The organism is Rathayibacter tanaceti, assembly GCF_009834165.1.
In the GTDB taxonomy this organism is placed as follows: domain Bacteria; phylum Actinomycetota; class Actinomycetes; order Actinomycetales; family Microbacteriaceae; genus Rathayibacter; species Rathayibacter tanaceti.
In genome coordinates this window covers 124,579-136,856 of sequence record NZ_CP047186.1, presented here as the reverse complement: position 1 = coordinate 136,856, position 12,278 = coordinate 124,579, and the positions used below count along the sequence as shown (strand labels likewise).

Here is a 12,278-nt window from a genome sequence, read left to right as displayed (position 1 = left end):
ACCGCCTCGTCGCCGTCGCGGTGAAGGGCGGCACCCGCCGCCGCCTCAGCGACCGATTCCTGTCGATCGAGTTCGGCGGCCGCATCCGGAGTAGCGTGAGGCCGTGCGCGACGTTCACCAGCAGATCATCTCCGAGCTCCACGTCTCTCCCACCGTCGATCCGGCCGACGAGGTCGACCGGCGCAGCGGCTTCCTCGCCGAGTACCTCCGCAGCACCGGCGCGAAAGGCCTCGTCCTCGGCATCAGCGGCGGGCAGGACTCGAGCCTCGCCGGCCGCCTCTGCCAGCTCGCGGTCGAACGAGTGCGCGAGAGCGGAGGCGACGCCTCCTTCACCGCGGTCCGTCTGCCGTACCGCGTGCAGGCGGACGAGGAGGACGCGCAGCTCGCGCTCTCCTTCATCCGCCCCGACCGCCAGGTGGTCTTCGACATCCAGCAGGGCGTCGACGGCATCGCCGCGGCCTTCGGCGACGCGGTCGGCGAGCCGATCTCGGACTTCGTCAAGGGCAACGTGAAGGCCCGCGCACGGATGATCGCGCAGTACGCGATCGCCGGACAGGCAGGCATGCTCGTCGTCGGCACCGACCACGCCGCCGAGGCCGTCACCGGCTTCTTCACGAAGTTCGGCGACGGCGGAGCCGACGTCCTGCCGCTGACCGGTCTCACCAAGCGTCAGGGCCGCTCGCTCCTCGAGCATCTCGACGCCCCCGCACGCCTCTACGAGAAGGCGCCGACCGCGGATCTGCTCGACGAGAACCCCGGACAGACCGACGAGACCAACCTCGGCCTCACCTACGCCGACCTCGACGAGTACCTGGAGGGCGGCGACGTGGATCCCGCCGTCGCCGAGGCGATCGAGGCGCGCTACCTCGCGACCGAGCACAAGCGCCAGGTGCCGCTGTCGATGTTCGACGACTGGTGGCGCTGACGCCCCGGTCTCCGTCTGAACGGGCGAGCGCTCCCTCCGGAGGCTCGCCCGTTCTCGTCGGGGGAGGCAGCTCGGACCGGATTCGGCGCGTCAGCCGCAGCAGGTCAGCCGCACCGCATCAGGGGGTGGCGCGAGCGTTGTAGACGAGCGCCGCGCCCGCGTTCACGTGAGCCCGGTAGGCGCGGAAGACAGAGAGCGCCTCGTCGCGCAGGACTCCGTCGACCACCTCGATGCCGCGCTCCTCGAACTGGGCGGCCCAGTCTTCGCGCATCGGCCCCTCGTCGAACGTGCTGATCTCCTCCAGCTCGGGGCCGGAGCCCGCGACGACCAGGCGGCGCACGCCCGACCACAGCGTCGCTCCGTAGCACTGCACGCACGGTCGCCAGTTGACGACGAGCTCGTGCGCGGGGAGCCCCTCGCCTCCGAGGTCCCAGGTGCCGAGGGAGGTCTGCGCGAGACCGAGCGCGGTGACCTCGGCGTGCCCTGACGAGACTCCGCTCGCGAGCACGACGTTCACGCCGACCGAGACGAGACGGCCGGAGTCCCGCTCGACGACGATCGCGGCGAACGGTCCGCCGTTGCCCTCGCGGAAGTTGCGATCGGCGAGCGCGTGCACGAGCGCCATCCGCTCCTCCGCGGTCGCGAGGACCTCGGGGACGTCGCGGATCGCGTCCGCGATCCAGGCCGGCAGGGCGATCTCGTAGCGGGTGGCAAGCCGGTCGATGGTCACGGGTCCTCCTGGAGCTGCTGGGGCATCCGATCAGCGGACCGGCGCAGGCACGGCCGCGTCGAGCGGGGCCCGATCCATCGTGTCATCCTCCGGCCAGCGGAGCGCTCCCGGCGAGTCCGCTCGGCGCGACGGTCACGGGGCCAGCGCGGCCCCGAGCGCCGCGGACTGCGCACTCCAGAAACGCTTCGTCACTCCGCTGCGGCGGAAGAGCGCATCGAAGCCGTGGAAGGCCCCTTCCACGATCTCGAGCTCGCACGGGACACCGGCCGCGCGGAGGCGCTCGGCGTACCGGACGTCCTCGTCGTGGAAGAGGTCGAGTGTGCCGACGCCAATCCACGCGGGCGGAAGACCAGAGAGGTCGTCGCGGCGAGCGGGTGCGGCGTAGACCGAGACGTCGGGGCCACCGGGCTCCGCGCCGAGGTACGAGGACCAGCCGAAGCGGTTGCTGCGCGGCGTCCACACGCGCACGCCGGGAGGGGTCGGGCCCGGGCGGGTGACGGTCCGATCGTCCAGCATGGGGTAGACGAGCAGTTGGAACGCGGGCTGCGGTCCTCCGCGGTCGTGCGCGAGCAGGGTGGTGCCGGCCGCGAGCCCGCCGCCCGCGCTCGCTCCGCCGATCGCGATCCGCTGCGGATCGACGCCGCGCTCGTCGGCGTGTTCGGCGAGCCAGCGGAACGCCGCCAGCACGTCCTCGAGGGCTGCCGGGGCGGGGTGGGTGGGCGCGAGCCGGTAGCCGACCGAGAGGACGGAGATGCCGAGCGTGCGCGCGAAGGCGATGTTCGACGCCTCGTCCTGGAGGTGGCTGCCGAGGACCGTGCCGCCGCCGTGCACCCAGACCAGAGCCGGAGCCGTCGTGCGGAGTGTGCGCGGGCGGTAGCTGCGCGCTCGGACGCTCGGAACTCCGTCCGGGCCGGGGATCACGAGGTCCTCGACGATGATGTCCGGCGGCGCCTCCCCACCCGTCTGCTGCTTGCGGTTGATCAGCCGCACCAGGCGCGGGCCGACGAAGACGGGTGGGAAGAAGCGGCCGATCGCGAGGTCGGGATGGAAGAGGGGCACCTTCGCGGCGCCGCGAGATGACGCGGTCATGCGCGGGAGGCTACTATCCCGAGCCGCGAGGGCCCTCTCCGCGCGCCTTTCTAGGGGCGGACGAGCGTCTTGATGGCGCGACGCTCGTCCATCGCGGCGTACGCCTCCGCGATGTCCTCGAGCGGCAGCTCCAGGTCGAAGACCAGGCCGGGCTCGATCGCGCCACTGAGCACGTCGGGCAGGAGCTCCGCCATGTAGCCGCGCACCGGCGCGACTCCGCCGTTCACGCCCACGTTGGAGCCGAACATCTGGCGCACGGGCAGCTCGGGGCCGCCGTTGGGCACACCGACGTAGCCGACCATGCCGCCGGGACGGGCCGAGTCGAGCGCCTGCTGCATCGATTCCTTGGTGCCGACGCATTCGAGCACGCAGTCGGCGCCGATGCCGTCTGTCAGCTCGCGCACGCGCGCGACCCCCTCGTCTCCGCGGGTCTCGACGATGTGCGTCGCACCGAAGCGGCGGGCCAGGTTCTGACGCGACTCGTGCCGCGACATCGCGATGATGGTGGTCGCTCCGAGCCGCTTGGCCGCGAGGACGGCGCAGAGGCCGACCGCGCCGTCGCCGACCACCGCGACCGTCGATCCGGCCGTCACTCCGGCGGAGACCGCGGCGTGGTGCCCGGTGCCCATCACGTCGGCGAGGGTGAGCAGACTCGGGATGAGCGCCGGATCGGGGTCGGTGCCGACCCGGAACAGGGTGCCGTCGGCCAGCGGGACGCGGACCTTCTCGCCCTGGGCGCCGTCGGCGAAGCCCTCTTCACGCACCTCGGCACCCCACCAGCCGCCGTTCAGACACGAGGTGGAGACGCCGTTCGCGCAGTTGGCGCAGGTGCCGTCGCAGACGTAGAAGGGGGCGATCACGAAGTCGCCGACCGAGACCTCGCGCACCTGGTCGCCGACGGCCTCGACGACTCCGACGAACTCGTGGCCGATACGGTGCGCCTCGGCGGTGGGGGTGACGCCACGGTACGGCCAGAGGTCGGAGCCGCAGACGCAGGCGGCGGTGACGCGCACGATCGCGTCGTGGCCCGTGGACAGCTGCGGGTCGGGGACCTCCTCGAGACGGATGTCGCGCTCGCCGTGGATGAGTGTTGCTCGCATGGATGCTCCTGGTCGGGAGAGGGGTGGGGACTCCTCCACGCTACGCCCGAGCGCTGCGGCGGAGTCGGGAGGACTTGGGGCTTGCACGAACGCGCGAGCGGGCGGCCGCGGGTCGGCGGTGCCATCAGGGCGGCGCCGTCAGGGCGGCGCCTCGACCCAGCCGTCGCGACCGATCACGATGTGCGCGAGGAACCGCAGGCCGCAGGCCTCGGCACCCTCGGCGAGCGCCCTCGTCGCCGCACGGTCGGAGGGCAGCACAACGGCGTCGCCCGGATGACTGTGCGCGAGACCGACCCCGGTGGCGCCGCGGGCGAGCACCTCTGCGAGCACGGCGGGCAGCGGCAGCTCGGCGTGCGACGGGGCGCCGTCGGCCAGCGTGAGCACGTCGCGCACAGCACCCGACTCGCCGAGCGCGACGGCCAGCACGGTCTCGAGCGGGCGATCGGCGAGGAGCGGAGTGACGAGTTCGGCGAGCGCGACCGCATCCGTCACACGGGCCGCTCGCGACGCGCGGTTCATCCGGCGCCGCAGCTCGAACGAGGCGACGAGCCGGCAGGCGGCCACCTCGCCGATGCCGCGGTGCCGCATCAGATCGGACACTCCGGCGCGAGCCACCGCGTCGATACCACCGAAGCGCGCGAGGAGGCGCTGCGCGACGACGGTGGCGTTGGCGCCGCGCACGCCGGCTCCGATGAGCACCGCGAGGGTCTCGGCATCGGTGAGGGCGCCGGGGCCCCGGGCGCGCAGGCGCTCGCGCGGCCGCTGCTCCGGCGCGAGGTCGGCCATGCGCGGGCCGAGGACTTCGAAGGACATGCCGACGACGCTACGCAGACCGCAGCGGCCCCAGACCCCGGATCCCGCATCTGTGGACGATCGCCCGGCCCGCGCGCCCTGTGGAGGAGCCTCCGCCCGCCTCGCCCGCTCCTCCCCGCCTCCGCGGGCCCGGAGCGAACGCGAGAGCCCCCGGACCCGGCAGCGCGTCTAGGGCGCCGCCCTCAGGCCTGCCGTCACCGCGAGGCTCTCGCCGTCCTCCGCCACGTCGACCAGCACCACGTCCCCGTCGCGGATCGCACCGCCCAACAGCGCCGTCGCCAGCTGATCGTCGATCGCCCGCTGCATCAACCGGCGCAGCGGCCGTGCACCGTACTGCGGGTCGTAGCCGCGCTCGGCCAGCCAGCCGCGCGCCGCCGGCGTCACGGCGAGGTCGAGCCGCCGCTCCGCCAGCCGCTTCGAGAGCCGGTCGACGTACAGCGACACGATCTCGCCCAGCTCGGTGCGGTCGAGCGCGTCGAAGATCACGATGTCGTCGAGTCGATTCACGAACTCCGGCTTGAAGGCCTGGCGCACCATCTGCTGCACCGCCTCCTCCTTCTGCGCCCGCGAGAGGACCGGGTCGACGAGGTACTGCGACCCCAGGTTGGAGGTGAGGATGAGGATCGTGTTGCGGAAATCGACCGTTCGCCCCTGCCCGTCGGTCAGTCGACCATCGTCGAGCACCTGGAGCAGCACGTCGAACACCTCGGGGTGCGCCTTCTCGATCTCGTCGAGGAGCACCACCGAGTAGGGGCGCCGACGCACCGCCTCCGTCAGCTGACCGCCCTGCTCGTAGCCGATGTAGCCGGGAGGAGCGCCGACCAGCCGAGAGACGGCGAACTTCTCGCCGTACTCGGACATGTCGATGCGCACCATCGCCTTCTCGTCGTCGAAGAGATGGTCGGCCAGCGCCTTCGCCAGCTCGGTCTTGCCCACACCCGTCGGGCCGAGGAAGAGGAAGGAGCCGGTGGGCCGGTCGGGGTCGGAGATGCCCGCGCGCGTGCGCCGGACGGCGTCGGAGACGGCCGAGACCGCCTCGTCCTGCCCGATCAGCCGCCGATGCAGCTCGGTCTCGAGGTGCAGCAGCTTCTCGGTCTCGCCCTGCAGCAGGCGGCCGACGGGGATCCCCGTCCAGGCAGCGATCACGGCTGCGATGTCGTCGGCGGTCACCTGCTCGTTGACCATGCGGCCCTCCGCCGGCTCCTCCTCCGCCTCCGCCGCCGCGAGCTCGCGCTCGATCACCGGGATGTCGCCGTACAGCAGCTTCGACGCGCGCTCGAGCTTGCCCTCGCGCTGCGCCCGCTCGGCCGCGATGCGCAGGGCGTCGAGCCGGTTCTTGAGCTCGCCCACGCGGTTGAGGGAAGCGCGCTCGCGCTCCCAGCGCTCCTGCAGCTCCTCGAGCTGCGAGCCGCGCCGCGCGAGATCCTCGCGCAGCTTCTCGAGCCGCGCCTTCGAGGCCTCGTCCTTCTCCTTCTTCAGCGCCAGCTCCTCCAGCTTCAGCCGGTCGACGGAGCGGCGCAGCTCGTCGATCTCGACCGGCGCCGAGTCGATCTCCATCCGCAGGCGCGACGCGGCCTCGTCGATCAGGTCGATCGCCTTGTCGGGCAGCTGCCGGGCGGTGATGTAGCGGTTCGAGAGGGAGGCGGCGGCCACGAGGGCGGAGTCGGCGATGGCCACCTTGTGGTGCGCCTCGTACCGCTCCTTCAACCCGCGGAGGATCGCGACCGTGTCCTCGACGCTCGGCTCGCCGACGAGCACCTGCTGGAACCGGCGCTCGAGCGCCGCGTCCTTCTCGATGTACTGGCGGTACTCGTCGAGCGTCGTGGCACCGATCATCCGCAGCTCGCCGCGGGCCAGCATCGGCTTGAGCATGTTCGCGGCCGCCACCGAGCCCTCGCCGCCACCCGCGCCCATCAGGGTGTGCAGCTCGTCGATGAAGGTGATGATGCGCCCTTCCGACTCTTCGATCTCCTGGAGCACGGCCTTCAGCCGCTCCTCGAACTCGCCGCGGTACTTCGCGCCCGCGATCAGCGCAGAGAGGTCAAGGCTCACGAGCTGCTTGCCCTTGAGGCTCTCGGCGACGTCGCCTGCGACGATCCGCTGCGCCAGCCCCTCGACGACGGCGGTCTTGCCGACGCCGGGCTCGCCGATGAGGACGGGGTTGTTCTTGGTGCGGCGCGTGAGCACCTGGCTGACGCGCCGGATCTCGGCGTCGCGCCCGATCACCGGATCGAGCTTGCCGCTCGCCGCGATCGCCGTCAGATTGACGCCGTACTGCTCGAGTGCGGACTTCTCGTCCTGCTGGGGCATCCGACCGGCCTGCATGATGGTGGTCTCCTCCGTGGATCGAAAGTTGAGTTCGACTGACTCAACTTTACTCCGGGATGGACTGTTCCCGGGTGGTCACGCCGTGACGACTCCGCGGTCCCGTCGCCCCAGCGCCTCCAGAGCGTCGCGCAGCAGCGAGTGGAGGCGCGACTCGCCGACTCCCGTGAGCGCCGCGATCTCGGGCTGCGAGAACCGACCGGCCGCCGCCAGGAGCAGCAGTTCCCGATCCGGGCATTGCAGGGCGAGGACCCCTGTGCCCAGCGGACGACGCACGAGCTCGCGCTGTGCGCCGAGCGTCTCGCAGAGCACCTCGACCAGCCAGAGCACAGGCTCCGACGCGCGGGCCCCCTCGCGTGCGCGGCGCCAGACCGCGGTGAAGACATCGGAGCAGAGCCGGTCGCGAGCAGTGGGATCGGCCTGCACCGTGGCGATGCACGCCGACACGAGACCGCTGAAACTGTCGAAGAGCTCGCCGAGAGCGGAGGCGTCGCCCGCGGCGGCGCGGGTCAGGAGAGTAGCAGCGTCCCGGGTCAGCGCAGGGCGCTCCGGTCTGCCGTTCGCGTCATCGCCGCCAGCACTCACAGGCGACAGCGTGTCACCGACTGCGGGACGGCGGGACCCGTTGCGCGAAAGGGGGGTGACAGCTATGAACACGATCCGCCGATCGACGGGGATCCGCCGGGGTCGGCGGCGCGGATCGACGGGTCCGCTGGCGGCGCCCCGCCGGTGGACCGTCGACCCCTCGCGGAGCCACCGCCGACTGCTCGAGGTTCTCCCAGGGGGACGCTCCGCGTTTCCACACCCCGACTCCCGGCGCGGAGCCGTTCGACCGCGTTCGCGGGCCGGTTCTCCACAACTCTCCACAGGGTTGTCCACAGCTGTGGAATGACGCGCGGATCACACGTCCACCGCGCGGACGAGGCCGTCCTGCACTCCACCCAGCCAGTCGTAGACACTGCGGATCGCGGCGGCGCTGCCGTCCTCCGGCTCGACGACGTCGGCATCGGCGATTCCCAGGCGTGCGGCGAGCGCCAGCCGCATGTCCGTCAGGGCGCGGAGCCAGGCGATCGCCTGCGGCTCCTCCAGCCGGACCGACACTTCGCCGAGGCCAGCGAACACGCGGCCGTGACTGGAGCCGTCTCCGGCGTCGAGCCCCGCGACGACTGCACGCGCGTCGTCCATCTTGCGGCCGGCGAGATCGGGGGCCGTGAAGCGACGGAACTCCTCGGCGGCTTCGGCGTCGTCGCGGTAGGCGTCGGGCAGCAGGCGAGCCAGCGCGGGATCCGAGCGGGCCTCCTCCGAGGACACGCTGAGATCGAGAAGCTCGAGCATCTCGCCCGCGAGGTGGCGGAGGATCCCCGCCTCCTCGCGGTCGAATCGGGCGACGGCGGCCCCGGAGGAGTCGCGGCGGAACGCGCGCATCAGCTCGCCCCGCTCACGCGTCGGCCTTCTGCAGCGTCGCCCACAGACCGTAGCCGTGCATCGCCTCCACGTGCCGCTCCATCTCCTCGCGGTTGCCGGTCGCCACGACGGCGCGCCCCTCGGTGTGCACCTGGAGCATCAGGCGCTCGGCCTCGGCGCGGCTGAAGCCGAAGTAGCTGCGGAAGACGTACGAGACGTACGACATCAGGTTCACCGGGTCGTCCCACACCAGCACGATCCACGGCACCTCGGCGGCCGAACGGGTCATCTGCCGCTCGTCCACGCGCTCGATCGTGTCCGCCATCCCCTCAGCCTAAATCGCGCGACCTCGGCACTCCGCCCCGGTGCGGGCTACCGAGCGCGCCGCGGAGCCTCCCGACCAGGACCGGTCAGGACGAGAGCCGCGGCAGCACCTCGCGAGCGAAGAAGTCGAGGTGGTCGAGGTCGTGCAGATCCATGAACTGGAGGTAGACCCGCTCGACGCCCGCCGCGCGCAGCGACTCGAGGCGGTCGACCGCCTCCTGCGCGCCGCCCGCGACACCGTGCTCGCGCAGCTCGCCCGGCTCGCGGCCGATCGCCGCCGCCCGGCGCGTGAACTCGGCCTCATCGCCTCCGCCGACCGCGATCAGCGCAACCGAGTGCACGATCGACGAGGGCTCGCGCCCGATCGCCCGGCACGCTTCATCGACCCGCTCGAAAGCGGCCGGGATCGCATCGAACTCGGGGAACGGGAGGTTGAACTCGCTCGCGAAACGCGCCGCGAGCGCGGGCGTCCGCTGGGGCCCGCCTCCGCCCACGATCACGGGCAGGGGGAGGCGCGCCGGCTTCGGCAGCGCCGGCGAATCGGTCAGCGTGTAGTGCTCGCCCGCGAACGAGTAGCGCTCGCCGACCGGCGTCGACCACAGGCCCGTGACGATCTCGAGCTGTTCCTCGAGCAGATCGAACCGCCGCGGCGGGAAGGGGATGCCGTAGGCCGCATGCTCCTCCTCGAACCAGCCGGTGCCGAGCCCGAGCTCGACGCGTCCGCCGGACATCGCATCGACCTGCGCGACCTGGACGGCGAGGATGCCCGGCGGGCGGTAGGTGACGGAGGAGACGAGGGTTCCGAGCGCGATCCTGCGGGTCTCTCGGGCGAGACCCGCGAGCGACGTCCAGGCGTCGGACGGGCCGGCGCCGGGGTCGCCGTCTCCCATCCTGAGGTAGTGGTCGGAGCGGAAGAAGCCGTCGTAGCCGAGGGCTTCGGTGGCCTGCGCGACGGCGAGGAGATCGTCGTAGCTCGCGCCCTGCTGGGGTTCGGTGAAGACTCTGAACTGCACGGGTCCAGCCTCGCGCACCGGGAGCACGCAGCGCGAGCCCGCATCCCGTCCGAGGCCCCCGTGCACCGTGGCAGGTCGGGCGTCACTTCACGGAGGTGAAGATGACCTTCGGGCGGTCATAGCCGGCATCGACCTGCACGACGACGGAATCGGGATCGGCCACGGAGAACGCCTGCTGCCAGCTGATCTGCCCGCCGGGAAGAACCGCCGTGGACGGCTCGACAAGCGGCCTGTCCGCGCTGTAGTCGGCGATGCGGCTGCCCTCGACTCCTCCGGAGGAGACCGAGACGTTCAGATACGGGTCGACAGGCGTGTCGGAGTCGTTCTTGATGACGAAGGTGAACACCACGTTGTGCGCCTGGTCGGCCCCGATGGCGTTCTCGGTCACCTGGAAGTCCGACGGCGACGACACTCCGATGGCCACTCCGTCGTCGAAGGAGACGCCGTCGTCGAAACCGGACATCAGCGGCCGGTCGGATGCCGACGACGAGCCCGAGCCCGAGAGCGACTGGTCGAGCTGCCGCTGCTGGACGGCACTCACGAGGCCGACGACGGCGAACACGGTGAGGACGATCGCGAGCACGAGGCCCATCGCTCCGAGCACGAGGCCGGTGAGCGCGAAGCCGCGCGGCCGCCTCTTCTTGACCAGGGCCACGATGCCGAGCGCTATCGCAGTGATGCCGACGACGGCCCCGAAGAACGGCACGAAGGCGAGCGGGACAGCCGCGATCCCGACGATCAGGGTGGCGAGGGCGAGTCTGCTCCTCGCGGGCTCCGGCGCGTCGGGGCCGTCGAGGAACGCAGGCGGCATGGCAGTCTGCGCGGGCGGGGTGGGCGGGGTGGACGGGGTGGACGGGGTGGACGACTGACCAGGCTGGACGGGCGGCGCAGGGTGCTGAGGATCTGTCATTCCTCCACTGTGCCCGAATCGGGGACGGCGGCGCGCTCTGGCGCGGAACGCCGGTCGCATTCTCGCGCGGCGGTCGGCCGTGGGAGAGCGTAGCGATCAGCTGGGCGACGGGACGACGGGGTGCTCGGGCGGGTCCTCGTCGCCGAGGGGAGCATCTCCGCGGACGTCGTCGAAGTGGACGGCGTCGGCGAGCGGCGTTTCGGATCGCTGGTCGTGCGTGTCGGCGAGCCGAGCCTCGGCGCCCTCGTCCACGGCCTCGTCGAGAGCCTCGTCGTCGTCGATCTCGGCGGGATCCTCGGGAGGAACCGGTAGAGAGTCGACGTCGGGTCGGGTGGTGTCGGCGACGTCTTCGGGGGCGTCGAAGCCGAAGCTGCTCATGGTTCCCTCTCCGCGGTGCACCGGAGAGGCGTCATCGCTGTCGGCAGCCTAGATCGCGCGACCGCAGCGGTCAGGGCCTTGACGGCGCATCGACTCCTCGCCGCCCGCCCCTCCGGCGCCTCGCACGAGCGGGCGCGAAACGGGCCCGTGGGCGGGTACCGGCTTCAGCCGACTCGCGCGTCGCTGGATGACCGCGAGTGGCGCGAGTGGGGCGCACGCGCGAGGTCAGTGCACGTACTCGAGCAGGTCGGCGCCGAGGGTGCGCAGGCCATCGAGGACCGCCAGGCGGTAGTGCAGAGTCGTGTCGTCGAACTGGGTGGCGACGGCGTACGCGACGCCGGCGCGGGGGCCGCGGAGGACGCCGGCCTCTGCGCGCACGCCGACATCGGTGCCCGTCGCGTTGACGAGGAGGACGCCGTGGTCGGGGTGGCGGTGGGCGAGCGGGTCGAGGCCGAACGCGGAGGCGACCAGCGACAGGTCGGTGCCGAGCGAGAGCCAGCCGATCACGCGCGAGCTCACGGCCGCGTCGACGATCTCGCCGTTGGCGAGGGTGGCGAGCAGCCAGGTCAGTTCGCGAGCCGAGCCGATCGAGAGCTGCGGGGCGTCGTCGGGGCCGCGCTCGTCGCGGACCACGTCGAGCAGAGCGGTGCGGGAGAGCCCGAGGGCCTCGGCCCGCTCGCGCACGGCGTCGAGGCCGACCCGGCGGAGGAGGACGTTGGTCGCGAGGTTGTCGCTCGTCGCTCCGACGAGTGCGGCGAGGTCGGCGATCGGCATCGACGGCACCTGGAGGTGCTGCCAGACGCCCGAGCCCGCGACCGCGTCCGCGGCGGTGCGGTCGACGAGGCGCAGGTTCTCCTGCGGCTCGTTCGCCAGACGGGCGGCGACCTCGATCAGCAGCACGACCGTGCCGAGGGAGGCGGTGGGCATCGAGACGGAGTCGTCGACGGCGAACAGCGTGCGCCCGGTGGCGAGGTCGACGGCGCGCGCCGAGACCACGACTCCGTCGATCGCGAGACGGCCCAGCGCATCGAAACCGCGCTGGAAGTTGTCGCGATCGCCGGAGCCCTTGTGCCGGCCCCGGCGGTTGCGGCGGTTCTCACGGCGGGTCTCGCTGGTGGGTGTCACCACGGGTACGGCACCTCTACGGGTCGGAAGAGCGGTTGGTGCGGAGGGTGGACCGGAGCCCTCGACGCGCCGGCGGGACGCGCGATGCACGGACGACCCCGGCGGCATCGGTCGGCTCTCGATGCCCCGGACTCCTCGTCCG

Annotated in this window: 13 protein-coding genes; 1 reads left to right on the top strand and 12 read right to left on the bottom strand. The window is 72.1% G+C overall.

The window, feature by feature from the left end; translation table 11 throughout:
• Positions 1-103 precede the first annotated feature (103 nt).
• Positions 104-925 (top strand): ammonia-dependent NAD(+) synthetase, encoded by an 822-nt coding sequence (gene nadE, locus GSU10_RS00580; protein WP_068211482.1) that lies wholly within the window; start codon positions 104-106, stop codon positions 923-925.
• 118 nt (positions 926-1,043) lie between these two features.
• Here the strand turns inward: nadE and GSU10_RS00575 are convergent, their stop codons facing one another.
• The 12 genes from GSU10_RS00575 to GSU10_RS00520 all read right to left on the bottom strand — a co-directional run bounded on the left by GSU10_RS00575 (position 1,044) and on the right by GSU10_RS00520 (position 12,139).
• Positions 1,044-1,655: a nucleoside deaminase gene (locus GSU10_RS00575; RefSeq protein WP_199220837.1), complete on the bottom strand. Its 612-nt coding sequence runs from the start codon at positions 1,653-1,655 to the stop codon at positions 1,044-1,046.
• A gap of 132 nt (positions 1,656-1,787) precedes the next feature.
• A complete protein-coding gene (locus tag GSU10_RS00570; RefSeq protein ID WP_068211479.1) occupies positions 1,788-2,744 on the bottom strand; it encodes an alpha/beta hydrolase in 957 nt (318 codons plus the stop codon).
• A gap of 50 nt (positions 2,745-2,794) precedes the next feature.
• Positions 2,795-3,844 carry a zinc-dependent alcohol dehydrogenase family protein gene (locus GSU10_RS00565; RefSeq protein WP_132504656.1) on the bottom strand — a complete coding sequence of 350 codons (1,050 nt, stop codon included), beginning with the start codon at positions 3,842-3,844 and terminating at the stop codon, positions 2,795-2,797.
• 138 nt (positions 3,845-3,982) lie between these two features.
• Positions 3,983-4,657: a JAB domain-containing protein gene (locus tag GSU10_RS00560; protein WP_132504654.1), complete on the bottom strand. Its 675-nt coding sequence runs from the start codon at positions 4,655-4,657 to the stop codon at positions 3,983-3,985.
• 168 nt (positions 4,658-4,825) lie between these two features.
• On the bottom strand, positions 4,826-6,967 hold the full coding sequence (locus GSU10_RS00555; protein ID WP_413784030.1) for an ATP-dependent Clp protease ATP-binding subunit: 2,142 nt from the start codon (positions 6,965-6,967) through the stop codon (positions 4,826-4,828).
• Between the two features lie 93 nt (positions 6,968-7,060).
• Complete coding sequence (locus GSU10_RS00550; protein ID WP_132504652.1) at positions 7,061-7,567, bottom strand: RNA polymerase sigma factor; 507 nt, start codon at positions 7,565-7,567, stop codon at positions 7,061-7,063.
• Positions 7,568-7,882: 315 nt separating this feature from the next.
• Entirely contained in the window at positions 7,883-8,407 is a 525-nt protein-coding gene (locus GSU10_RS00545) for a DUF2017 domain-containing protein (protein WP_068211471.1), read from the bottom strand.
• 13 nt (positions 8,408-8,420) lie between these two features.
• Complete coding sequence (clpS, locus tag GSU10_RS00540) at positions 8,421-8,711, bottom strand: ATP-dependent Clp protease adapter ClpS (protein ID WP_068211468.1); 291 nt, start codon at positions 8,709-8,711, stop codon at positions 8,421-8,423.
• A gap of 85 nt (positions 8,712-8,796) precedes the next feature.
• Complete coding sequence (locus GSU10_RS00535; RefSeq protein ID WP_132504650.1) at positions 8,797-9,723, bottom strand: LLM class F420-dependent oxidoreductase; 927 nt, start codon at positions 9,721-9,723, stop codon at positions 8,797-8,799.
• An 82-nt stretch (positions 9,724-9,805) separates the two neighbouring features.
• Positions 9,806-10,534, bottom strand: a complete 729-nt coding sequence (locus GSU10_RS00530) for a DUF4190 domain-containing protein (RefSeq protein ID WP_068211465.1) — start codon at positions 10,532-10,534, stop codon at positions 9,806-9,808.
• 195 nt (positions 10,535-10,729) lie between these two features.
• Entirely contained in the window at positions 10,730-11,011 is a 282-nt protein-coding gene (locus tag GSU10_RS00525) for a hypothetical protein (protein ID WP_132504648.1), read from the bottom strand.
• Positions 11,012-11,236: 225 nt separating this feature from the next.
• Positions 11,237-12,139, bottom strand: a complete 903-nt coding sequence (locus GSU10_RS00520) for a serine hydrolase (protein WP_068210442.1) — start codon at positions 12,137-12,139, stop codon at positions 11,237-11,239.
• Positions 12,140-12,278 lie beyond the last annotated feature (139 nt).